Below are 22,963 nucleotides of genomic sequence, written 5' to 3'. Positions count from 1 at the left end.
ATGCCCGGGTTGACAACCCGTTCAAGCACGGGTGAGCACCGTCTCTCCTTCGCGCATCCCGCCGAAACACACACGATGCCCCGTTAGTGTGGTGATCCTGCCCGTCCGGTGACCTTTTCGTGACCTTGAACACCTTGACCACCTTGACCGCCGCGGAACGCCCTGTCCGCCGCGCCGGACGGAGCAGTGCCGTACGTGGAGGTACCTGCCGTGTCCTTGTCCGCCGTCCTGCTGGCCGCCGGTTCGTCGCCGTCGCCGACCCCCTCGGAGTCGTCGGCGGTGACGGTCCCGACGCTCCAGGACGCCCAGGAGAGCGCGACGAACGCCGCCGGCTGGGTCGAGGAGAACTGGTCGACGTGGCTCGCGATCGGCCTCCGCGTCCTGCTGATCATGGTGATCGCCGGGGTGCTGAGAGTGGTGGTGCGGCGGGCGATCACCAAGCTCATAGACCGGATGAACCGCACCGTGCAGGCCGTGGACGGCACGGCCCTGGGCGGTCTGCTGGTGAACGTCGAGCGCCGCCGCCAGCGCTCGCAGGCGATCGGCTCGGTGCTGCGTTCGGTGGCGAGCTTCCTCATCCTCGGCACGGCCGCGCTGATGATCCTCGGCACGTTCGAGATCAACCTGGCCCCGCTGCTCGCGTCCGCCGGTGTCGCGGGCGTGGCGATCGGTTTCGGCGCCCGGAACCTGGTCACGGATTTCCTCTCCGGCGTCTTCATGATCCTGGAGGACCAGTACGGCGTGGGCGACCAGATCGACGCGGGCGTCGCCACCGGCGAGGTCATCGAGGTCGGGCTGCGGGTGACCAAGCTGCGCGGCGACAACGGCGAGATCTGGTACGTCCGCAACGGCGAGGTCAAGCGGATCGGCAACCTCTCCCAGGGCTGGGCCACGGCCGGCGTCGACGTGACGGTGAAGGCCTCCGAGGACCTGGACAGGGTCAAGGCCACCCTCGTCGAGGTCGCCGACAAGATGGGCAAGGAGGAGCCCTGGAACGAGCTCCTGTGGAGCGCGATCGAGGTGCTCGGCCTGGACAGCGTGCTGCTGGACTCGATGGTCGTGCGGGTCACCGCGAAGACGATGCCCGGCAAGTCCCTCGCGGTCGAGCGCGAACTGCGCTGGCGCATCAAGCGGGCCTTCGACGCGGCCGACATCCGCATCGTCGGCGGCGCCACCGTTCCGCCGGAGGACGACCCGGACGTGGACCCGACGGCCGCCGTCGCGGCCCCGTCGGTGTACGCGAACACGGCGTCCCCGCAGGCCCAGGCCGCGACGCCGATCACACCGGTGGCGCCCACGAAGTAGCGGAACGGTTCAGCACACGTTCGAGTGAAGGTTCGGGGCATTCCGACGCCGTCGCGGCGCGGGATGCCCCGTCGTTCTCCCGGGGCGCCCGACGCGGGCCTAGCCTGGCATCAGTGGCACGAGGAGAACCAGGGATGAGCCCCGAGACCCTCACGGAGCCGGTCATGACGCAACAGGACCCCATCCCCTCGGCATCAGAGCGTGGACCTGTGCCGCCTGCGGCACCCGCCACGACCGGGACCACAACGCCGCGATCAACGTCAAGACGGCCGCCGGACCGGCGGTGACGGCCTGCGGAGCGCCGGTAAGACCAGGAGCGATCCTGGCACAGCGTGAAGAAACAGGAAGCCACGGATTCCCGACCGAACCCCGTGCCGCGTGACGGCACAGCAACGATCGAGAAGGCCGGACCCCCGGGCCTCCGCCCGAGGAGCGGACCTGCGGACCAAGCCCTCCCGGGCCTCCGAAGTGGCCCGCATGGAGGCGGCGCTGCCGGGGCCGGACCGGACGGGCGCGGGGCGTCCGCGGCCCATGGCCACGGCAGGCCACGGCGGCCCCGTCAGGGAACCGAACACATTGCCACCGCGTACTCATGAGCAGGGGTGAGTGCGATCCGACCAAGATCCCGTGAAGGCCGGTGCGCATTCCCCCTCCCGCCAGCGATACTTGCGACGGGCCATGACCATGGGGGAGGTCAGACAACGTGGCAGACCCGGCAACGAGCAGCACCGCACCACCGCCCACGCGCCGCACGGCGTTCGCCGAGGGCGTCGACCAGGTGCGGGCCGCCGCGACCACCGAGCCCGGCCGCCTCCGCATCATCGGTGCCCTTCTCGCCCTCCTCGTCGTCGCGTTCGGCGCCGTCACGGCCTGGCAGACGTCCGACCGGGCGGCCGCGGCCGACGACGTCCTGCACCAGAGCCAGCCGCTGACCACGGCCGCCGCCGACATCTACCGCTCCCTCGCCGACGCCAACACCGCGGCCTCCAGCGGCTTCCTGGCCGGCGGGCAGGAGACGGCCGAGTCCCGCGAGCGGTACGAGAAGGACATCGACACGGCCGCCGAGGGGCTCGTCACCGCCGCCGGCAACTCCGACCCGGGCTCCCCCTCCTCGGCGGCCGTCACGAAACTGAACAAGCTGCTGCCGGAGTACAAGGGCCTGGTCGAACGGGCCCGCACCTACAACCGGCAGGGTTTCCCGGTCGGCGGCGCCTACCTGCGCTACGCCAACCAGAAGATGCAGAAGGAGATGCTCCCGGCCGCCGAGGACCTCTACAAGAAGGAGAACCAGCGGCTGCGGGACGACTACGCGGACGCCACCCCCTACCCCTGGGCGGCGATCGCGCTGGGCGTCCTCGCGCTGGCCGCCCTGGCCTGGGCCCAGCACCGCACCTACCGCCGTACCCACCGGGTGCTCAACCACGGCCTGGTCGCGGCGACGGCGGCCGCCACCGTCGTCCTGCTGTGGCTGGTCGTCGGTCACACCGTGGCCCGCGCGGGCCTTGAGGACTCCTACGAGCACGGCGTCCGCTCGCTGAACGTCCTCCAGGACGCCCGCATCGCCTCCCTCAAGGCCCGCGGCAACGAGAACCTCACCCTGGTGGCCCGCGGGGCCGAGACCGTGAAGGTCGGCGAGGAGACGGTCGACGCCTACGACCACGACTTCACCGAGGACATGGGCGCCCTCGGCGAGGGCCTCACCCTGGCGCGGCGGCTCGCCGACGACCGGGACGGCGCGACGCCGGTCGCCCAGGCCGAGAGCAACATGGCGGAGTGGAAGAACCGCCACACCGCCGCCCGCGCCCAGGACGACAACGGCAACTACGAGCAGGCGCTGGCCCTGGTGATCGGCGGCAAGGGCGCCACGGGCGAGTGCTTCGACAGCGTGGACGCCAACCTGGCGAGCGCGCTCGAGCACGAGCAGAACGAGTTCAGGCGGGCGGCCGGGGACGGCCTGGACGCGATGGGCGGCCTGCCGGCGGGCGCGGCCGTCCTCGCCGTCCTGGGCGCCGCGGGCGCGGTCCTCGGCATCGGCCGCAGGCTGTCGGAGTACCGGTGAGAGGGGGCGGACCGGTGAAGGGTGGCGTTCCGGTGGCAGAGGGCGTGACGACACGGACGCGACGGATACGGGCCGGCCTGAAGGGCTGGGGCGGGGTCGGCGCGATGGCGGCCGTCTGCGCCCTCGCCCTGGCCTTCGTCCTGCTGCTGCCATGGACCCAGTCGCACGGCGCCGGCGCCGGGACCGGCGGCCGGGGCGTCGCCGAGGGCACCCCGGCGGCCGACTCCACGTGCCGGGACCCGGAGAAGCAGACGCTGGCGCCGTCGGCCGCGGAGGGCCCGACCATCGCCACGATCAAGGCCCGGCAGGGCGAGAAGCGCAAGCTGATCGTCGGCGTCGACCAGAACAGCTACCGCTGGGGTTACCGCGACCCGAACACCACCGGGGCGGCCCTGGAGGGCTTCGACATCGACCTGGTGCGGCGGATCGCGCAGGACATCCTGGGCGACCCCGACGCGGTGCAGTTCAAGGCCATCCCCACCAACCAGCGCATCCCCGCGATCCAGGAGGGCCGGGTCGACATGGTGGTGCGCACGATGACCATCACCTGCGACCGCATCGAGGACGTCGCGTTCTCCGCTCCCTACTTCAGGACCGGACAGACCGTCCTCGCCCCCAAGTCGTCCACCATCACCGGCTACAACGACACGCTGGCGAAGAAGAAGGTCTGCACGGCGACCGGTTCGACCGCCAACACCCGGCTGACCGAGGACCGCAAGTCCGGCCGGCTGCCCGCCACCACCGACATCTCCACCACCGTCCCCAACCAGCTCGACTGCCTGGTCCGGTTGCAGCTCGGCGAGGCCGACGCGGTCGTCACCGACGGCGCGCTGGCGGCCAGCCAGGCCGCCCAGGACCCCACGGTGGCCCTCAAGGGCGCCCCCTTCACGACCGAGTACTACGGGGTGGCGATGAAGAAGGACGCCGACGATCTGGTCCGCCGGGTCAACCAGATCCTGGTGCGGTACCGGACGGACGGCTGGCAGGCGTCGTACGACACGTGGCTGTCGGCGACACTGGGGGCGGACGCGGCGACGTCGAGGCCGCCCGCACCGCAGTACCTGCGCACGAGTTGACGGCCCCACCCGCGGGCAGGAACCGACAGGCAGCGGACCGAGCGGACAACCGACACGGCAGCGAGAGGTGATCGATGGGCGTCACGGGACCCCCCGGGCCGGTGATGGACCGGGACGAGGTGGACCGTGCGCTGGCGCGGCTCGGCCAGGAGCACGAGGCGATCGAGACCTCGCTCCTCGCCCTCCAGGACCACGCCGGCCGCAGACTCCTCGAGGGTGCCCGGCTCACCGGCGTCACCGAGGAACGCTGGGCGGACACGGAGGCGTCGGTCACGCTGCTGTGGGCGTACTTCGACGCGTACTCCGACGCGTTGCGCGCCGCCCGGGAGATCCGCTCGCGCCGCCGCTGGTCCAGCCGTGAGGACCTGGTGGAGCTGACCGAGCTGCTGCGCGGCGCGTCGGTCACCGTGGCCGGCGCGGCCCTCGCGAACGCGCCCGCGCCGCACGGCACCGGCAGGCTCAGCCAGAGCTTCTCGCTCGCCGGACTCGTCGACCGGATGAACGAGCTGTACGCCTCGTCGCTGGACATGGTCGTCGCCGCCGACGCGGTGTGGTCGGCGCTGCCCGCCCGGATCGACCTGCTGGCCGCGGAGCTCCGGCGCACCCGGCAGCTCGCGCACTCCGTGGGCGTCCGCCCGGGCGAGCACCCCGCCGGTGACGACCTGGAGCACATCACGCACACGCTGACCCGGCTGCGCGAGCAGGTCGTCTCCGACCCGCTGGCGTTCTGGGTGCGCGCACAGGGCAGTTCGGCGCCCGGCGGCGGGCGGCCGGACACGACGGTCTACGACCGTGAGGCGCGCGCCCTGGAGGACGTGCGCCGGGAGATCGACGCGGTGCTGACGGTCCGCCAGGACGCGGAGAAGCGGCTGGTGCGGCTGCGGGACGTGCTCAGCCGCGCCGACCGCACCCTGGCCGAGGCGCGGGCCGCGCGCGGCGAGGTGCTGGCGAAGATCGCCGCGACGGAGGTGCCGGTGGTCGGCGGACCGCCGACCGTCCTCCAGGAGCAGCTGGCGACCGCCGCCGAGTACCGCCGGCAGGCCCAGTGGCACCGGCTGTCCCCGCTGCTGGAGTCGCTGGAGCAGAAGGCGGAGGACGAACTGCTGCGCGCCCGCGAGTCGTTGGGTGCGGTCACCGCGCCGCTCGCGGTCCGCGCGGAGCTGCGCGGCCGGCTCGACGCGTACAAGGCGAAGGTCGCCCGGCACGGTCTGGCGGAGGACGCGTTCCTCGTCGAGCGGTACGACGCGGCCCGCCGCATGCTGTGGAGCGCGCCCTGCGACCTGCGCGTCGCCGAGCAGGCCGTCCTGCGCTACCAGCGGGCGGCCGCCGAACTGCTCGCCGCGCCGCACGCGGCCGAGCGGGGCGGACCCGAGGACCACAGGGGGGAGCAGGGGTCATGAGTCAGGCAGGGCAGACGTGCCAGCGGCCGGGCTGCGACGGGTCGTACGAGGATGTGGGCGGCGGCGAGCTGTACTGCGACACCTGCGGTCTCGCCCCGGTCGTCGCCGCGAACGGACTGGTCGGCTCGCCGCCCACCGGGGTGACCGGCGGCGGTGGCGCGTCGGGCAGCGGCGGCTCGCGCCCCAGCGCGCGCAGCGCCCGCAGTTCGCGTACGTCCTCGCAGTCGTCGAGGTCGCGCCGCTCGGTGTCCGGACGGCTCTCGCGGTCGCTGTCCGGCAGGCCGACGGGACGGTCGGTGTCGGTGCGCAGCTCCGGTTCGGCGGCCGGCTCCTCCGGGCGGGCCCGGCTGGGCGCGGGCCTGGTCTCGGTGCCGCAGGTGCCGAGACCGGACCCGCGCGCGATGGCCCTGGAGAACCCCGAGGTGCCCGAGCGCAAGCGGTTCTGCTCGCGCTCGGACTGCGGCGCCCCGGTGGGCCGCGCGCGAGGGGAGCGGCCCGGGCGCACGGAGGGCTTCTGCACCAAGTGCGGCCACCCGTACTCGTTCGTCCCGAAGCTGACGTCCGGGGACGTCGTGCATGGCCAGTACGAGGTCGCGGGCTGCCTGGCGCACGGCGGCCTCGGCTGGATCTACCTGGCCGTGGACCGGGCGGTGGCGGACCGCTGGGTGGTGCTGAAGGGCCTGCTGGACACCGGCGACCAGGACGCGATGGCCGCCGCGATCTCCGAACGGCGCTTCCTCGCCGAGATCGAGCACGCCAACATCGTGCGGATCTACAACTTCGTCGAACACCTCGACCAGCGCACCGGTTCGCTCGACGGCTACATCGTCATGGAGTACGTCGGCGGCAAGTCCCTCAAGGAGATCGCCAACGCCCGCCGCACCCCGGACGGCCGGCGGGACCCGCTGCCCGTGGAGCAGGCGTGCGCCTACGGGATCGAGGCGCTGGAGGCCCTCGGGCACCTGCACAGCCGCAACCTGCTGTACTGCGACTTCAAGGTCGACAACGCGATCCAGACCGAGGACCAGCTCAAGCTGATCGACATGGGCGCGGTGCGCCGGATGGACGACGAGGAGTCGGCCATCTACGGCACGATCGGCTACCAGGCCCCGGAGGTCGCCGACGTCGGCCCGTCGGTCGCCAGCGACCTGTACACGGTCGGCCGCACGCTCGCCGTCCTGACCTTCGACTTCCAGGGCTACACGACCGCCTTCGTCGACTCGCTGCCCGACCCCGACACCATCGAGGTCTTCCGCCGGTACGAGTCCTTCTACCGGCTGCTGGTCCGGGCCACCGACCCCGACCCGGCCCGCCGGTTCGGCTCCGCGCAGGAGATGGCGGAGCAGCTGACGGGTGTGCTGCGCGAGGTCGTCTCCCTCCAGAGCGGGCGGGCGCGGCCCGCGCTGTCGACGCTGTTCGGGCCGGAGATCAAGGTCACCGACCGGGAGCTGTTCCCCCGGCTGGACGGCGAGGTGTCCCGGCTGGGCGCCCGGGTGGCCGGCGCGCGCCGGACGGCCGGGAGGGCCACCGGTCCGGCGGCCCTCCCGGCCGCCCCCGCGCCGGGCCGTCCCACGCCGACGCTCACCGCCCTCCCCGCACAGGTTCCCGCCGCCCCCGGTCTCGTCCGGCCCGTCGACACCCCCGCCGCCTCCCTCGCGCTGCCCGCCCCGCTCGTCGACGCGGGCGACCCCAACGCGGGGTTCCTCGCCGGTCTGTCCGCCTCCGCCCCGGCGGAGCTGCTCACGGCCCTGGCCGCCGCGCCGGCGCCGTCCGTCGAGACCCGGCTGCGCCAGGTCCGCGCCCGGCTGGAGAACGGCGATGCCGGCGCGGCCCTCACGACCCTGACCGAGCTGGAGGACGAACGGCCCGACGACTGGCGGGTGGTGTGGTACCGGGGCCTGGCCTCGCTGGTCACCGGCGACCACGAGGTCGCCGCGCTCGCCTTCGACGCGATCTACGACGCCTTCCCGGGCGAGCCCGCGCCCAAGCTGGCGCTGGGCGTGTGCGCCGAGGTGCTGGGCCAGTTGGACAACGCCGCCGAGTACTACCGGCTGGTGTGGTCGACCGACCCGAGCTATGTGAGCGCCGCGTTCGGCCTGGCCCGCGTCCGGCTCGCGGCCGGCGACCGGGCGAGCGCCGTACGGACGCTGGAGTCGGTGCCGGAGTCCTCCATCCACTACACGGCCGCCCGGGTCGCGGCCGTCCGCGCCCGGCTCCGGCAGCGAACGGCGGCCGCCGCCGACGTACCCTTCCTGGAGGACCTCACCGCCGCCGCGGCGCAGGTCGAGGCGCTGGACGCGTACGGCCTGGACCCGACGCGGCGCGAGGAGTTGTCCGCGGAGGTGCTCGGCAGTGCCCTGGACTGGATACTCTCCGGTGGCCAGGGCGCCGGCCCCGGCCACCGGCGGGTGCTGCTCGGCAGTGACCTGGACGAGCGGGGGCTCCGCTTCGGCCTGGAGCGTTCGTACCGCACGCTGGCCCGGCTGGCGACCGGCGGTGAGGAGAGGATCGACCTGGTGGAACGTGCCAATCGTTACCGCCCCCGGACGTGGGTGTAGTTGATGTCCCAGATGCCCCGGCAGGCCGCCCTGCCGACCTGCCCGAGCTGCGCGGAGCCGCTCGACGCGGGCGACCGTTTCTGCGGAGCGTGCGGATGCGACCTGTCCGCCGTGCCGCCCCGCCCGGACGACAGCCCGACCCTCATGATGAACTCCCCGGAACCCGGCGGGACGTCCGCCGCAAAGGCCCCTGGTGCTTCCGGTGCTCCTGGTGTCGCGGGCACCTCCGGGGCTGCCGGTGCTGCTCCCGGTACTCCGAGTACCGCAGGCACTCCAGGTGTTCCAGGTGCTCCCGGAGCCTTCGGTGGTTCCGGTGGTGCACAGGTGTCCCCCGGAACACCTGTGCACCAGGGAACACCTGTGCACCCCGGCGCACCGCTCCCGCCTCCCGCGGCGTCCGCCGCACCCGGGGCACCCGGAGCAGCCGGGGCCCCCGCCGCGCCCTCCGCCGGTGTCCGTTTCGACCGGCCCGCGGAGCCCGAGGAGTACCCGCTCCAGGCGCCCGACCCGCGGGTGGCCGCCGAGGCCGCTGCGGTGGCCGAGAGCGGCACGGTGTGCGTGGCCTGCCGCGCGGGCCGGGTCGACGACGACGGCTACTGCGAGAACTGCGGGCACGCCCAGCCGCGTGAACGGGACCACATGGAGCAGGAGTCGGGCCCCGTCGCCGCCGTCAGCGACCGCGGTCTGCGCCACCACCGCAACGAGGACGCGTTCGGCGTCGGCCACACCGCGCTGCCCGACGGCACCCCCGTGTCCGTGGCGATCGTCTGCGACGGCGTGTCCTCCGCGACCCGCCCGGACGACGCCTCCCTCGCCGCGTCCCGGGTGGCGAGCCGGTCGCTGCTGACGGCCCTGCCGCAGGGCACGCACCCGCAGCAGGCCATGCACGACGCGATCGTCGCCGCCTCGCACGCGGTCAACGCCCTCGCCGAGGAACCCGCCACGGCCCGCGAGCACGCCCCGCACCAGAACGCCCCCGCCTGCACCCTCGTCGGCGCGGTCGTCACCGCCGGCCTGCTGGTCGTCGGCTGGGTCGGGGACAGCCGCGTCTACTGGGTCCCGGCGGACCGCGGCGCGCCCCCGGCCCGGCTCACCGAGGACGACTCCTGGGCCGCCCAGATGGTCGCCGCGGGCCTGATGAACGAGGCGGAGGCCTACGCCGACGACCGCGCCCACGCGATCACCGGCTGGCTCGGCGCCGACGCCTACGAACTGGAGCCGCACACCGCGTCCTTCAAGCCGGACCGTCCCGGCGTGGTCGTCGTGTGCACCGACGGGCTGTGGAACTACGCCGAGGCGGCCCAGGAGATGGCCGAGGCGCTCCCGCTCGACGCCGCCGTACGGCCGCTGCACGCCGCCCGGGTGCTCGTCGGGCACGCCCTGGACGGCGGCGGGCACGACAACGTAACAGTGGCCGTCCTGCCGTTCCCCGCCCCCGCGCAGGGGGCAGGATCGGCCTGAGGCCACGCACAGCGCTTCGCACACGCCGCACACGGGGAAGCAGCGGCGGACCGGAGGGGACCGGTCCGCCCACCGTCATCGCCCCACGGCCGTGGGGACTAGGGGGATGTGAGTAGGCATGGCCAATTTCTCGAAGTCGAACGTGCCGCAGTTCTCGGTCGACGTCTACCAGAACGAGTACCTGCCCGAGGGCGGCCGCGAGGTCAACGCGATCGTCACGGTCACCGCGACCGGCGGCGGCACGGTCGGCAGCGCCGTCGCGGCACCGCACCTCTACGCGCCGGGCCGGGGCCCCTCCGCCGCCGTGGCGGTCATGGTCGACTGCTCCGGCTCGATGGACTACCCGCCCACCAAGATGCGCAACGCCCGTGACGCCACGGCCGCCGCCGTCGACACCCTCCGCGACGGCGTGCACTTCGCGGTGATCGGCGGCACGCACGTGGCCACGGAGGTGTACCCGGGCGGCGGGCGCCTCGCGGTCGCCGACGCCACCACCCGCGAACAGGCCAAGCAGGCCCTGCGCCGGCTCAATGCGAGCGGCGGCACCGCGATCGGGACCTGGCTGCGCCTGGCCGACCGGCTGCTGTCCTCGGCCGACGTCGCCATCCGGCACGGCATCCTGCTCACCGACGGCCGCAACGAACACGAGTCGCCCGAGGACCTCAAGGCCACCCTGGACTCCTGCGCCGGGCGCTTCACCTGTGACGCCCGCGGCGTGGGCACCGACTGGGAAGTGAAAGAAGTCACAGGGATCGCCTCGGCCCTGCTCGGCACCGCCGACATCGTCGCCGACCCGGCCGGCCTCGCCGCCGACTTCACGCGGATGATGGAGACGGCCATGGGCAAGGAGGTCGCGGACGTGGCCCTGCGGCTGTGGACCCCGGTCGGCACCACCGTCAGGTTCGTCAAGCAAGTCGCTCCCACCGTGGAGGAGTTGACCGACCGGCGCACCGAGTCCGGGCCTCGCTCCGGCGACTACCCCACCGGCTCCTGGGGCGACGAGTCCCGCGACTACCACGTGTGCGTCGAGGTCCCCGCCGCCCACCTCGGGCAGGAGATGCTGGCCGCCCGGGTGTCGCTGGTGGTGCCCCAGCCCGACGGCACGGTGCGGAACCTGGGCGCCCAGGGTCTCGTACGGGCCGTGTGGACGGACGACATGGCCGCCTCCACCTCGATCAACCCGCAGGTCGCGCACTACACCGGGCAGGCCGAACTGGCACGGGTCATCCAACAGGGACTGGACCTTCGCAAAGCGGGCGATATGGACGGAGCAACGGCCAAACTGGGCCGGGCGGTTCAGCTCGCCAGCGTCTCGGGCAACGCCGATACTGCGAAACTGCTGGCGAAGGTGGTGGACGTCGTCGATGCCACGACAGGTACTGTGCGACTGAAGGCGAAGGTCGCCGAGGCCGACGAGATGACCCTCGAGACCCGGTCCACAAAGACTGTTCGTGTAAAGAAGTGACCCAGCAGCACCCGCCGCAGCACCCTGGTGGGACACGGAAGGAAAGGGGGACGCGCCGACATGCCGACCTGCCCGAACGGACACCAGTCGGGTTCCGACGACTGGTGCGAGGTCTGCGGTCACCGCATGGCCGGTGCCGTACCGCCGCCCCCTCCCCCGCCGCCGCCCCCGGCCGGTGGCGGGTACGGCTTCCCGCCGCCCCCGCCGGGCGGCCCCGGCGGCCGTCCCGACGGCCGTCACCTGTCCTCCGTGCCGAACGCCGAGCCGGAGCTGTGCCCGCAGTGCCGTACGCCCCGTGAGGGCGGTGCGCCGTTCTGCGAGGAGTGCCGGTGGAACTTCCTGACCAACACGGCGACCTCGTACACCCCGGCCGCCCCGCGCCCGCCGGTGCCCTCGGGGCCGGGAGCGGGCCCGGGCGGTCCCGGTGGTCCCGGTGCTCCGGGCGGCCATGGCGCCGGGCCGGGCGGGCCGGGCGCGGGTCCCGGTGCCGGGCCGGGCGGGCCGGGTGGGCGGTTCCAGCCGCCGCCGTCGTTCGGCGGCGGCGACTCCTTCGAGTACCAGAGTTCCCGTCCGTCCCAGGTGAACCGTCCCGCCGAGCCGATCCCGCCGGGCCCGCCCTTCGGCGGCGAGCCGTCGCGGCCCGCGGGCCCGGGCGGCGGTCGGCAGCCGTTCGGACATGAGCCGGGCGGTCCGGGAGGTCCCGGTGCTCCGGGCGGCCCCGGTGCTCCGGGCGTTCCGGGCGGCCAGCAGCCGTTCGGGCGGGAACCGGGCGTGCCGGGAGGTCCGGGAGGTCCCGCCGGTGGTCCGCAGGGTGCGCCCGGCGACCCGTTCGGTCGCGGTCCGGCCTCCGGGCCGTCCGCGGACCCGTTCGGACGGGAGCCCTCGGGCCCGTCCGGGGACCCCTTCCGCCGCGAGCCGTCCGGCCGGCCCCCCGCGCCGCCCTTCGGACACGAGCCCACCGGCCCCGGCGGTCCGGGTGGTCCGGGTGCGCCCGCCGGCCCCTCGGGCTTCGGCGGCGACCCCGCACGGCCGGGCCCGCCGCACGGTGGACCCGGCGGGCCCGGTGGCGCCGCGCCCGGCGCTCCGCAGGCCTTCCAGCCGTCCGGTCCGCAGGCGCCGCCCGGATTCCCCCAGGAGACCGGCCGCCCGCAGCCTGGCGGCCCCTCCGGCGGGGCGTTCGGCGGTGACGACGACTGGGTGATCTCCCCTCCGTCCCACCACGCCCCCGGCGGCCCGGGCGGCCCCGGCGGCCCCCAGGGCGGGGGCTACGGCTCCCCCCAGCCCGGTGGCACCCAGGCGCCGCCCCCGCCCGGACCGGCGTTCCCGCAGCAGCCGGCCACCTGGACGGCGACGATAGGGCCGGACCGCGAGTACTTCATGGCGATGATGCAGCGCTCCGGCCCCGAGGCCGCGGGGCTCAACCTGCCCGCGTACTCGCCGGAGCAGCAGCGCACGCTCGCCGGCAACCAGATCACCATCGGCCGCCGCCGCCACTCCACCGGTGAGACCCCCGACATCGACCTGTCGGTGCCGCCGGAGGACCCCGGCGTCTCCCACCAGCACGCGGTGCTGGTGCAGCAGCCGGACGGGAGCTGGGCGGTCGTCGACCAGAACTCGACGAACGGCACCACGGTCAACGGCTCGGAGGAGCCGATCCAGCCCTTCGTGCCGGTACCGCTCCAGGACGGCGACCGGGTCCACGTCGGCGCCTGGACGACGATCACGGTCCGCCGCGGCTGACGGCACCGACGGGCGGGGCGGGATTCCCCCGTCCTAACCCGGCAGGGGCCAGGCGTACGGCCCCTCCGGGTCGTCCAGCCAGGCCCACGCGTGCTCGCCGCCGACGGTGATGCCGTATCGCTCCCGCCGGGGCCTGCCCTCCCGCTCCCACAGCGCGTACGCCTCCTGCGGGTCCAGGGTGGCCCGGGTCAGGGACAGCAGGAACTGGAACAGATCGCTCCCCCGGGCCGGCTGCGGCACCCCACCGAGCGCCACCGGCGCCGGATCGTGCCGCTCCGCGCCGCGCAACGGCACGAAGAAGGCGGGGGTGTGCAGGAAGTTCCCCTCCGCGTACCCCGCGTCCCGTACCGTCAGCGCGACCAGCCCGGTCGCCATCGGCGTCAGGATCAGGGCGCCCGGCCGGCACTGGGCGAGCCAGGCGCGCGGGACGGAGGGCAGCTGGCAGGTGGCGATGATCCGGTCGAAGGGCGCCCGCTCCGGGACGCCCCGCGCCCCGTCCCCGGTGACGACGGCCGGGTGGCGGCCGGCGACGGCGAGGTGCCGCCGGGCCGACTCGGTGATCTCCGGATCGAGGTCCACCGTCGTGACCTGCTCGTCCCCCAGCCGGTACGCCAGCAGCGCCGCGTTGTAGCCGGTGCCGGCGCCGATCTCCAGCACCCGGTCCCCCTCCTCCACCCGCAGCTCGGCCAGCATCAGGGCCATCAGCGAGGGCTGGCTGCTGGAGGAGAGCAGCTCGCCGTCGCGCAACCGGGTCGCCAGCGGGGCGTCCTCGTAGGCGCCGGTCACCCAGCGTTCCCGCACGCGCGGGTCGGGGCTCTCCCCCCAGCGCCGCTCGTAGCCGCCGGCTCCGCCCGCGTAGTAGTACGGCACGAAGAGGTGGCGCGGGACCGCGGCGAAGGCCTCCTTCCACGCCGGATCGGCGACGAAGGCCCCGCTCGCCTCGATCTCCCGCACCAGCGCCGCCCGCGCCGAGGCGGCGAGCTGCTCGAGGTCCTTGTCGACTGCGTGCGCACCCATGCCTCCACTGTGCTGCGCCACACCGCCGGAGGCGAGTGCCCCCGCGTTCCCGGGGGGCCGGAGGGACGGGACGACCCCCGGTCCGGACCGGGGGTCCTAGGCCTGCGGTCCTAAGCCTGCGGTCCTCGGTCTCCGGGTCTGAGAGCATGGGGGACGTGAAAGAGATTCGGCGCGGCACGCTTCAGGAGCAGACCTTCTACGAGCAGGTCGGCGGGGAGGAGACCTTCCGCCGGCTCGTCCACCGTTTCTACGAGGGAGTCGCCGAGGACCCGATCCTGCGGCCCATGTACCCCGAGGAGGACCTGGGTCCGGCCGAGGAGCGCATGCTGCTCTTCATGATCCAGTACTGGGGCGGTCCGACGACGTACAGCGACCGGCGCGGCCACCCCCGGCTGCGGATGCGGCACGCCCCCTTCGTCGTGGACCGGGCGGCGCACGACGCCTGGCTGCGGCACATGCGGGACGCGGTCGACGAGCTCGGCCTCTCCGAGGAGCACGAGGAGACGCTGTGGCGGTACCTGACGTACGCGGCGGCATCCATGGTGAACACCCCCGACTGAACCTTCGGCGCTCCCGCGCTCCCGGCGGCGCTCAGCGGACGCTGAGGTCCAGCCCGCCGAGGCCCGACCGCCGTACGGCGACCGACCCGTACGGTGTCCGCAGCCGCAGCCACGCCCCGGAGGAGAACAGTCCGGCGGGCTGAGCGGCCTGCGGGTCGGTCTGCCGGGGGGCGGTGGTGGCGGCCGGGCGCAGGAAGCCCAGGGACTGGGCGGCGTGGACGGCCCGCACGGGCAGGCCGGTGCCGCCGACCGTCCGGGACCAGATCTCCCGCCCGATGCGGTCGAGTTCGGCGCGGTTGCGCCGTTCGGGCGCCAGCTCCTCGGTCCGGCGCCGGAACTCGGCGACCGCGGCGCCGACCAGCGTGCGCAGCGCGTCCGGTGCGGGCAGCCCCGGCTCCGGCCGCCAGCCGCCGCGCGGCGGCAGCACTCCGGCCCAGGGCGGCCCGGTGACCGCGGCGGGCACGACGGCCGTCACCGCCGTCTCGTCCACGCCCTCCAGCAGCTCACCGGCGGACACGGTCACGTCCAGCGAGACGTCCAGCCCGTTCTCGTACGGCTTGGCCAGCCGCACCGCCCGGATCGCCAGGACCTCGAAGGACGGCGGCCGTCCGAAGACGGCCAGCGCGGTGCCGGCCGCCTGTAGCCGGACCGCCGCTCCGCGGTCGTAGCGGAGCAGCCGGGAGAGGAAGGCCGCAAGATCCGCCGCCTCCCCCTCGTCGGCCAGGTGGAGCACCGTCATGCGGCGACGGCCTCCTTGTCGTCCCGGTACTCCTCGAGGAACGCACGCTCCTCGCCGGTGATCCGGCGGGGCCGCTGCGCCTCGAAGTCGAACGGCACGATCACCGTCGACGCGCGGACGTAGACTTGGTCGCCGTCCTTCACCTCGTAGGCGATGGTGAAGGACGCGGCCCGTATCTCCGTGACCCACAGCTCGATGTCCACGGGCGAGTGCCGGTGGACGAGCTGCCGCTTGTAGTCGATCTCGTGGCGCGCCACCACGGACCCCTGCTGGAAGTCCTTCTCCGGGCGGAACAGGAAGTCGATGCGCGCCTCCTCCAGGTAGCGGAGGAAGACCACGTTGTTGACGTGGCCGTACGCGTCCATGTCCGCCCAGCGCAGCGGGCAGCGGTAGATGTGCCGCAAGCTCGATCAGCCCCGGGTGAGCTTCTTGTAGGTGGCGCGGTGCGGACGCGCCGCGTCCGGCCCGAGCCGCTCGATCTTGTTCTTCTCGTACGACTCGAAGTTGCCCTCGAACCAGAACCACTTGGAGTCGCCCTCGTAGGCGAGGATGTGGGTCGCGACCCGGTCGAGGAACCAGCGGTCGTGGGAGACGACCACGGCGCAGCCCGGGAACTCCAGCAGCGCGTTCTCGAGGGAGGACAGCGTCTCGACGTCGAGGTCGTTGGTCGGCTCGTCGAGGAGGAGCAGGTTGCCGCCCTGCTTCAGGGTGAGCGCGAGGTTCAGACGGTTGCGCTCACCACCGGAGAGCACACCGGCCGGCTTCTGCTGGTCGGGGCCCTTGAACCCGAAGGCGGAGACGTACGCCCGGGACGGCATCTCGACCTGGCCCACGTTGATGTAGTCCAGCTCGTCGGAGACGACGGCCCACAGGGTCTTCTTCGGGTCGATGTTCTCGCGGCTCTGGTCGACGTACGAGATCTTGACGGTCTCGCCGACCTTGATGGAACCGGAGTCGGGCTCCTCGAGCCCCTGGATCATCTTGAAGAGGGTGGTCTTGCCGGCGCCGTTGGGGCCGATGACCCCGACGATGCCGTTGCGCGGCAGCGTGAAGCTGAGATCGTCGATGAGCACCTTCTCGCCGAAGGCCTTGGCGAGGTTGTTGACCTCGACGACGATCGAGCCCAGCCGCGGGCCCGGCGGGATCTGGATCTCCTCGAAGTCCAGCTTCCGCATCTTGTCGGCCTCGGCGGCCATCTCCTCGTACCGGGCCAGACGCGCCTTGGACTTGGCCTGACGCCCCTTGGCGTTCGACCGCACCCACTCGAGCTCTTCCTTGAGCCGCTTCTGGCGCTTGGCGTCCTTCTGGCCCTCGACCTTGAGACGGGTCGCCTTGGTGTCGAGGTAGGTGGAGTAGTTGCCCTCGTAGGGGTGGGCGCGACCGCGGTCGAGCTCCAGGATCCACTCGGCGACGTTGTCGAGGAAGTACCGGTCGTGGGTGACGGCGACGACGGTGCCGGGGTACTTCGCGAGGTGCTGCTCCAGCCACTGCACGGACTCGGCGTCCAGGTGGTTGGTGGGCTCGTCGAGGAGCAGCAGGTCGGGGGCCTCGAGCAGCAGCTTGCACAGGGCGACGCGGCGGCGCTCACCACCGGAGAGGTTGGTGACGGGCCAGTCTCCGGGCGGGCAGCCCAGGGCGTCCATGGCCTGCTCCAGCTGGGTGTCCAGGTCCCACGCGTTGGCGTGGTCCAGGTCCTCCTGGAGCTTGCCCATCTCGTCCAGCAGCGCGTCGGAGTAGTCGGTCGCCATCAGCTCGGCGACCTCGTTGAAGCGCTTGAGCTTGCCCATGACCTCGGCGGCGCCGTCCTGCACGTTCTCCAGAACGGTCTTGGACTCGTCGAGCGGGGGCTCCTGCAGCAGCATGCCGACGGTGTATCCGGGCGACAGGAACGCGTCACCGTTGGAGGGCTGCTCGAGCCCCGCCATGATCTTCAGAACGGTGGACTTACCGGCGCCGTTCGGCCCGACCACACCGATCTTCGCGCCGGGCAGGAAGCTCAGCGTTACGTCGTCAAGGATCACCTTGTCGCCGTGTGCCTTGCGCGTCTTGCGCATGGTGTAGATGTACTCAGCCAAGAGAAACCGTCCGGCAGCTTGAAATACGGCAGTGGGCAGATACACCCCATCTTGCCGGACGGCCACCCCTGGGGGGAAACTCATCCGACCGGACCCCTGTGACCTCGGCTTTCTCCACCGACGACGGCGGCCGACCTGTCACGGCCGGCCGTCGTCGAGCGGCTTAGGGGACCTCGCGCGGCCCGGAACGGCCCGAGGGCGGCCCCAGGACGGCCCCGGGAGGGGCCGGAGCCGGTCGCCCCGGGGGGCGGGCTTCCTCACTCGCGTACCGGGGTGTCCTTGCGGCCCAGCAGCAGGAGTACCGCTCCGCCGACGACCACCAGGCCGATCGCCGTGCCGGCGATGAGGAGGGTGGCGTCGGAGCTGCCGGTCTCGGCGAGGTTGGTGTCCGTGGGGGTGGTGCCGCCGACCGTGGCGGGGCTGGGTTCGGCGACGGTCTGGGTGGTGAGGGCGGTTTCCTCGGCCTGGGTCTTGCAGTCGAGGACGCCGGTGAAGCGGGTGGTGATGCCCTGGGGGCCGTCGATCGTGAAGTCGTAGGCCTGGTCCTCCTGGAGGGGGAGGGTCACCGTCTGGGACGTACCGGCCGGAATGCTGTGCTGGGTGCCCAGAAGGTCGAAGGTGAACGCCTCGTCGCCCTGGTTGGCGGCGGTGATGTCCACGCCGTTGCGGGTGCAGTCCTCCGCCGCCGACAGGGCCGGCACGGCACCCCTCGCCGCCCAGGTCGCGGTCGCGGTGGCCGAGACGGTGGACTCGCTGGAACCGGCGAGGATCTGGGTCTGGCTGCGGCTGTCGGAGGTGAAGGCCCGGCCGACGGGGACGGTGGTCGACGCCTGCACGGTCAGTTCGGCCGATCCGGCGGCGGCGTCGGCGGGCACGTCGAAGAACAGCTGGGTGCCGTCCGCGGCGGACGTGACGTCCTGGCCGTCCAGGCCGACGATCCGCACCCCGCTGGTGGCGGCGTCCAGCGGGGGCGTGACGGTGACCGTGTTCGCGTCGGTGCGGACCGTCACGGGGCCGAGCAGTCCGCCCGGGCGTCCGGAGACGGCCGCCCCGTCGAGGGTGAGCGAGGCCTCGGGTTCCGCCACGTTCCGGGCGGTCTTCTGGAGGTAGTCCGCGAGCCGCTCGGCCTGCGGGTCGACGGCGTCGACGTCGGCGCCGTCGGAGTAGCGCCAGATGGCCACCTGGGTGCCGGCCGCCGCGTCCTGCTCGGTGAGGCCGCCGTCGATGCCGGCCTTCCCGGCGAGCGTGGCGAGGTCGTTGACCTGCGGGTAGGAGTTCTGCAGGATCCAGCGGATCCGGCCCGCGTCCTCGTTGACGCCCAGCGAGGTGCCGCTCCAGGGCGTCTCGTGGTACTGGGCGTCCTTCTGCGTGGGGTTGTAGAGGTCCACGCAGTAGGTCTGCAGGGTGCCGCCGCCGTCGACGGACATCTCGAACAGGCCCGCGGAGATCTCCTGGTCCCCGCCGTCGTCGTGGATCACGGCGGCGCCGTACGTCTTGAGGCCGCCTATGGTCGCCGTCGCTCCGCTTCGGCTCGGCGTCGTCCCCTCGGCGGCGGCCGTGCCCGCGGAGGCGACGACAGCGGCGGCGACGAGTCCGGACACCAGCGTCCCGGCGGCGAGGCGGACCGCGCCCCGCCCGCGCGTGAACGGCGCGGAGAACGAAGAAATCACGTAATTCCCCTTCGAGCGGGACCCATTGACGTGGGGGGTACGGTCCCACCTGCAGAATCAGAAGCCCCGAGAGCCACGTGCGGCATCCTAGAGAGGCGACGCACCACCCTTCCCGATGAGGTCGGCGGAGGGGCGATCCGAATCGGAATCGTTATCCCCAAGATCGTTCACTGGCCGGGCTTATCGACAAATCCACTGGATCTTTCCGGGTGGATCCGCCGATAAGCCGCCATCACCTCACCGGGGGACCTCGCCTGACATCGCGTCACCGGCCGTCAGGCCACCGGCCGTCAGGCCCCTTCGTCAGGCCACCGGCCGTCAGGCCACCGCCACCGGTTCCCGTCGCTGCCGGTTCTCCCGCTCCGGGCTGTCGCCGGCCGGTGTCTCCCAGGCGGGTTCGGGTGGTGGAGGCGAGCCGGCCGCCGCCGGCTCCGTGCGGCCCGTGCGACGGAAGGCCGAGGTGCCCCGCGCGAGATCGTGGCCGATCGCCACGGCGTCGATGTCGGCCGAGGTCCAGCTCTGCCCCTCGCGCGTCTCGGTGCGCACCTTCAGCCGGCCTTGCACCATCACCGGGTCGCCCACGTTCAGGGACGCCATCGCGTTCGAGGCGAGCTGGCGGTTGGCCCACACCGTGAAGAAGTTGGTGTGTCCGTCGGTCCAGGTGCTCTTCTCGCGGTCCCAGTAGCGCGCGGTCACCGCCAGCCGGAACCTCGCCGACCCGCCCGCCGACAGCTCCCGGTAGACCGGCTGCGTCGCCACGTTCCCCACCGCGCACACCATCGTCTCGTTCATCGTCGCGAACCCCTCCCTCGCCCGGACGCGCACGCCGGGCGGATACGCGTACGGGCCCGTCCCGTACGGCTGTCTCTGGCACGGCGGCCGCCGCGTCCGCCGCGATCGCCGTGCCCTCAGACTGCCGCCGCCGGGCCGGGCCCGCCGAGCGCTGTGGACCAGCCCGGGTCTGTGGAGAACCTCGTCACCCGGACGAGGGAAGAACCCTCCGGGCGGCACTCATCTCGCCACGGCCTCCACCCCCGTGACCCGCCCGTACTGCTCCCGCACCTCCCGGTACCGCAGCAGCTCCGCGGCCACGGGATCCAGGACCCGGGCCCGGCCGCACCCGGCGGCCGTCTCCCGCAGGCGCCGTTCCGCGTCCTGGCCGTATCTGCGGGCCGGGCCGCGGGCCGCCATCCGGCAGCCCCACTCGACGAGCGGGCCGCCGACGATGCCGGCCACCATCAGCAGCACCGGCACGCCCAGGTTCGGTGACACGAGGCCGGCGATCTGGCAGACCAGCCACGTACCGCCGACCACCTGGAGGATCGTCATCGCGGCCTGCGTCAGGACGGCCATCGGCCACCAGCCCGGACGCGGCGGCCGCCCCGGGGGCAGCCCGGCCCGCAGGGCCAGTTCGTCCAGCGCCTCGGGCAGCCCCTGGGCACCTCGTACCGCCGCCTCCTTCACGGCCTGGGCCCAGGGCGCGGGCAGCCCCACCGAGGCCCGCTCGGACACCGTGCGCACCGCCTGCTCGACGCGCTGGCGGGCCGTGGCCTCCTCGTCGGCCTGCGCACGGGCCGGAAGCGGGCCGGTGGCAGGGTCGCTCCGGCCTTGGCACCACCGCCACAGCCGCAGCCACGGCGTCCCGCACGCGCGGTTGGCGTTGCGCAGCCAGGCGCGTTCGGCGGCCTCCCCCGCGGCGGTGGCGCCCACCGCGTCCGCGAGCCGGGCGGCGAACTCCTCGCGCGCCTCCTCGCTCAGCCCCGTGCGCCGTCCCGTGGCGTAGACGGGCCGCAGCCGCCACGCGGCGGCGTCCACGTCGGCCGCGATGCGCCGCGCCGGAGCACCGCGTTCCGAGACGAACTGTCCGAGCAGCTCCCTGAGTTCCCCGACGCCGTCCCCGGTGAGCGCGGACAGCGCGAGCACGGTCGCGCCCGGTTCGCCGTACTCGCCGAGGGCGATGCCGTCCTCGTCGAGCAGCCGCCGCAGGTCGTCGAGGACCATCTCGGCTGCCTCACCGGGCAGCCGGTCGACCTGGTTGAGGACGACGAACATGACCTCGGCGTGGCCCGCCAGGGGACGCAGGTACCGCTCGTGCAGGACGGCGTCGGCGTACTTCTCCGGGTCGACGACCCAGATGACGGCGTCGACGAGGGCCAGGACGCGGTCGACCTGCTCGCGGTGCTGCACGGCCGCCGAGTCGTGGTCGGGCAGGTCGATCAGGACGAGCCCGCGCAGCTGGGCCTCCGCGTCCGCGCTCTGCACCGGGCGCCGGCGCAGCCGGCCGGGGATGCCCAGCCGGTCGATGAGACTCGCCGCGCCGTCGCTCCAGCTGCACGCGATCGGCGCGGCCGTCGTCGGCCGGCGTACGCCGGTCTCCGAGATGGTCACCCCGGCGAGGGCGTTGAACAGCAGGGACTTGCCGCTGCCGGTGGCGCCCGCGATGGCGACGACGGTGTGCTGGCCGGAGAGTCTGCGCCGCGCCTGCGCCTCGTCCAGGACGCGGCCGGCCTCGGCGAGCGTGCGGTTGTCGAGCCGGGCCCGGGAGAGTCCCACGAGTTCACGCAGCGCATCGAGGCGGGAGCGCAGGGGGCCGTCGTAGGCGAGCGGGGGGACGGCCTGGGAGCCGCCGGTGCGGATCTCCACGGCGGATGGCTGTTCGGCGGTCTCGTTCACGCGGCGGGCGATGAGACCGTCGTCCCAGGGGCCGGTGTCGGCGGGGTCCGGGGCCGCGGCGGGAGCGTGGCCGTTGCCGTCCCGTCCGCGCGGGCGGCGGTCGTCCTCACGCACGCGCGCGTGACCGTCCTTCGGCCCCCCGCGCGCACGCCGCTCGCCCTCCCGGGCGCGTACGGGGCCGTCGTCCGGCCGGGTACGGACGGGGGTCCGGTCCGTGGCGCGGACGGGGGTCCGGTCCGTGGCACGGACGGGGGCCCGGTCAGGAGCGCGGGTACCGGCTCGGTCTGAGGCCCGGTCGCCGGAACGGACGGGGGCCCGGTCCGGAGCGCGGGTACCGGCTCGGTCGGAGGCCCAGTCGCCGGAACGGTCGGAGGCCCGGTCCGAAGCGCGGGTACCGGCTCGGTCGGAGGCCCGGTCGCCGGAACGGTCGGAGGCCCGGTCCGGAGCGCGGGTGCCAGCTTGATCACGAGCGCGGTCGCCGGAACGGTCGGGGGCGCGGTCCGGGGCGGAGCCGTCGCCGTCGTGGCGGCGGCCGCGTGGCCGGTCTTCGCCCCTTCGTCCGCGTGTCCGGTGCTCGTCCCGCTGTCCGCGGGTCCGGTCGCCGCCGAACAGTCCGCGCACACGGTTGCCGCCGAGCGGTCCCCGCGCACGGTCGCCGCCGAGCGGTCCGCGCGCAGGCTCCTCGCCCTTCCGCCCGTCCGCGTGCTCCTTCTCTCCCTGTGGCACGCGCGCGTGCGGCGCTTCCCCGCGTCCCGGGGCGCGCTCGGGCTCCGTGTGCACGGGCGGATGCTCGGCCTCCGCGCGTCCTGGCGCCCGATCAGCCTCCCCGCGCACGGGAGCAGGCTCGGCCTCCACTCGCCCGACGGCGCGTTCGGGCTCCCCGGCGGCCCCGGCGTCCCGGGCGGCCCCGGCCTTCCCGATGTCCCCGCCGTTCCCGCCCGTCTCGGCTCGCCCGCCGCGCGGCGTCCCCCGGGCTCCCTCCCCGTCCGCCTCACCCTCGTCCCGCTTGGCGACGTCCGCTTCGGTCACGTCCGCCTCGGTCACGTCCACCTCGGTCACGTTCGCCTCAGTAACGTCCGCTTCGCCGGCATCCGTCTCGTCCACGTCCGTCTTGCCCACGTCCGTCTTGCCCACGTCCGTCTTGCCCACGTCCGTCTTGCCCACG

At 73.8% G+C, this 22,963-nt stretch carries 17 protein-coding genes; 10 read left to right on the top strand and 7 right to left on the bottom strand.

Annotated elements, in window-relative coordinates:
* Nucleotides 1-210 precede the first annotated feature (210 nt).
* The 9 genes from ACIP67_RS08185 (at nucleotide 211) to ACIP67_RS08145 (ending at nucleotide 13,064) form a co-directional block, all read left to right on the top strand.
* On the top strand, nucleotides 211-1,305 hold the full coding sequence (locus ACIP67_RS08185) for a mechanosensitive ion channel family protein (RefSeq protein ID WP_401689131.1): 1,095 nt from the start codon (nucleotides 211-213) through the stop codon (nucleotides 1,303-1,305).
* A gap of 109 nt (nucleotides 1,306-1,414) precedes the next feature.
* The gene (locus ACIP67_RS08180; protein WP_401689293.1) at nucleotides 1,415-1,687 is read left to right on the top strand and encodes a zinc ribbon domain-containing protein; all 273 of its coding nucleotides are present in this window, start codon (nucleotides 1,415-1,417) and stop codon (nucleotides 1,685-1,687) included.
* A 321-nt stretch (nucleotides 1,688-2,008) separates the two neighbouring features.
* Nucleotides 2,009-3,364 carry a hypothetical protein gene (locus ACIP67_RS08175; RefSeq protein WP_401689128.1) on the top strand — a complete coding sequence of 452 codons (1,356 nt, stop codon included), beginning with the start codon at nucleotides 2,009-2,011 and terminating at the stop codon, nucleotides 3,362-3,364.
* Nucleotides 3,365-3,468: 104 nt separating this feature from the next.
* Nucleotides 3,469-4,440 (top strand): glutamate ABC transporter substrate-binding protein, encoded by a 972-nt coding sequence (locus ACIP67_RS08170; protein ID WP_401689290.1) that lies wholly within the window; start codon nucleotides 3,469-3,471, stop codon nucleotides 4,438-4,440.
* Between the two features lie 74 nt (nucleotides 4,441-4,514).
* Nucleotides 4,515-5,840 carry a hypothetical protein gene (locus ACIP67_RS08165; protein WP_401689125.1) on the top strand — a complete coding sequence of 442 codons (1,326 nt, stop codon included), beginning with the start codon at nucleotides 4,515-4,517 and terminating at the stop codon, nucleotides 5,838-5,840.
* Nucleotides 5,837-8,398, top strand: coding sequence for a tetratricopeptide repeat protein (locus ACIP67_RS08160; protein WP_401689122.1), 2,562 nt, complete (start codon nucleotides 5,837-5,839; stop codon nucleotides 8,396-8,398). The genes ACIP67_RS08165 and ACIP67_RS08160 overlap by 4 nt, the downstream gene beginning before the upstream one ends.
* 3 nt (nucleotides 8,399-8,401) lie before the next feature.
* The gene (locus ACIP67_RS08155) at nucleotides 8,402-9,859 is read left to right on the top strand and encodes a PP2C family serine/threonine-protein phosphatase (protein ID WP_401689119.1); all 1,458 of its coding nucleotides are present in this window, start codon (nucleotides 8,402-8,404) and stop codon (nucleotides 9,857-9,859) included.
* Nucleotides 9,860-9,977: 118 nt separating this feature from the next.
* Nucleotides 9,978-11,324 (top strand): VWA domain-containing protein, encoded by a 1,347-nt coding sequence (locus ACIP67_RS08150; RefSeq protein ID WP_401689116.1) that lies wholly within the window; start codon nucleotides 9,978-9,980, stop codon nucleotides 11,322-11,324.
* Between the two features lie 60 nt (nucleotides 11,325-11,384).
* Nucleotides 11,385-13,064: an FHA domain-containing protein gene (locus ACIP67_RS08145; RefSeq protein WP_401689113.1), complete on the top strand. Its 1,680-nt coding sequence runs from the start codon at nucleotides 11,385-11,387 to the stop codon at nucleotides 13,062-13,064.
* 33 nt (nucleotides 13,065-13,097) lie between these two features.
* On the opposite strand, the gene ACIP67_RS08140 is transcribed toward ACIP67_RS08145, so the two are convergent.
* Nucleotides 13,098-14,081 (bottom strand): methyltransferase domain-containing protein, encoded by a 984-nt coding sequence (locus ACIP67_RS08140; protein ID WP_401689110.1) that lies wholly within the window; start codon nucleotides 14,079-14,081, stop codon nucleotides 13,098-13,100.
* 146 nt (nucleotides 14,082-14,227) lie between these two features.
* Here ACIP67_RS08140 and ACIP67_RS08135 point away from each other — a divergent pair, with 146 nt between their 5' ends.
* On the top strand, nucleotides 14,228-14,641 hold the full coding sequence (locus ACIP67_RS08135) for a globin (RefSeq protein WP_401689107.1): 414 nt from the start codon (nucleotides 14,228-14,230) through the stop codon (nucleotides 14,639-14,641).
* A gap of 31 nt (nucleotides 14,642-14,672) precedes the next feature.
* Here ACIP67_RS08135 and ACIP67_RS08130 read toward each other — a convergent pair whose 3' ends face one another.
* From ACIP67_RS08130 to ACIP67_RS08105, 6 genes are all read right to left on the bottom strand, one after another.
* Entirely contained in the window at nucleotides 14,673-15,380 is a 708-nt protein-coding gene (locus tag ACIP67_RS08130; protein WP_401689104.1) for a hypothetical protein, read from the bottom strand.
* Complete coding sequence (locus ACIP67_RS08125; RefSeq protein WP_389512460.1) at nucleotides 15,377-15,784, bottom strand: acyl-CoA thioesterase; 408 nt, start codon at nucleotides 15,782-15,784, stop codon at nucleotides 15,377-15,379. Before ACIP67_RS08125 ends, ACIP67_RS08130 begins: the two co-directional genes overlap by 4 nt.
* A gap of 6 nt (nucleotides 15,785-15,790) precedes the next feature.
* Nucleotides 15,791-17,455, bottom strand: coding sequence for an energy-dependent translational throttle protein EttA (ettA, locus tag ACIP67_RS08120; RefSeq protein WP_401689101.1), 1,665 nt, complete (start codon nucleotides 17,453-17,455; stop codon nucleotides 15,791-15,793).
* Between the two features lie 257 nt (nucleotides 17,456-17,712).
* Nucleotides 17,713-19,125 (bottom strand): TQXA domain-containing protein, encoded by a 1,413-nt coding sequence (locus ACIP67_RS08115; protein ID WP_401689098.1) that lies wholly within the window; start codon nucleotides 19,123-19,125, stop codon nucleotides 17,713-17,715.
* Between the two features lie 318 nt (nucleotides 19,126-19,443).
* Nucleotides 19,444-19,917, bottom strand: coding sequence for a single-stranded DNA-binding protein (locus ACIP67_RS08110; RefSeq protein WP_401689095.1), 474 nt, complete (start codon nucleotides 19,915-19,917; stop codon nucleotides 19,444-19,446).
* Between the two features lie 219 nt (nucleotides 19,918-20,136).
* On the bottom strand, nucleotides 20,137-22,419 hold the full coding sequence (locus ACIP67_RS08105) for a GTPase (RefSeq protein WP_401689287.1): 2,283 nt from the start codon (nucleotides 22,417-22,419) through the stop codon (nucleotides 20,137-20,139).
* Nucleotides 22,420-22,963 lie beyond the last annotated feature (544 nt).

The sequence above is a fragment of the Streptomyces sp. NPDC088812 genome, from assembly GCF_044750285.1.
Lineage (GTDB): Bacteria > Actinomycetota > Actinomycetes > Streptomycetales > Streptomycetaceae > Streptomyces.
Note: the sequence above shows the minus strand (reverse complement) of the source record. Positions and strands in the feature narration are given on the sequence as shown.

What these genes read in the sequence shown, in the direction of transcription:
- ACIP67_RS08170 (WP_401689290.1), top strand. Translation starts at nt 3,469, where the DNA reads ATGGCGGCCGTCTGCGCCCTCGCCCTGGCCTTCGTCCTGCTGCTGCCA.
- ACIP67_RS08165 (WP_401689125.1), top strand. Translation starts at nt 4,515, where the DNA reads ATGGGCGTCACGGGACCCCCCGGGCCGGTGATGGACCGGGACGAGGTG.
- ACIP67_RS08160 (WP_401689122.1), top strand. Translation starts at nt 5,837, where the DNA reads ATGAGTCAGGCAGGGCAGACGTGCCAGCGGCCGGGCTGCGACGGGTCG.
- ACIP67_RS08155 (WP_401689119.1), top strand. Translation starts at nt 8,402, where the DNA reads ATGTCCCAGATGCCCCGGCAGGCCGCCCTGCCGACCTGCCCGAGCTGC.
- ACIP67_RS08150 (WP_401689116.1), top strand. Translation starts at nt 9,978, where the DNA reads ATGGCCAATTTCTCGAAGTCGAACGTGCCGCAGTTCTCGGTCGACGTC.
- ACIP67_RS08145 (WP_401689113.1), top strand. Translation starts at nt 11,385, where the DNA reads ATGCCGACCTGCCCGAACGGACACCAGTCGGGTTCCGACGACTGGTGC.
- ACIP67_RS08140 (WP_401689110.1), bottom strand. Translation starts at nt 14,081, where the DNA reads ATGGGTGCGCACGCAGTCGACAAGGACCTCGAGCAGCTCGCCGCCTCG.
- ACIP67_RS08135 (WP_401689107.1), top strand. Translation starts at nt 14,228, where the DNA reads ATGGGGGACGTGAAAGAGATTCGGCGCGGCACGCTTCAGGAGCAGACC.
- ACIP67_RS08130 (WP_401689104.1), bottom strand. Translation starts at nt 15,380, where the DNA reads ATGACGGTGCTCCACCTGGCCGACGAGGGGGAGGCGGCGGATCTTGCG.
- ACIP67_RS08110 (WP_401689095.1), bottom strand. Translation starts at nt 19,917, where the DNA reads ATGAACGAGACGATGGTGTGCGCGGTGGGGAACGTGGCGACGCAGCCG.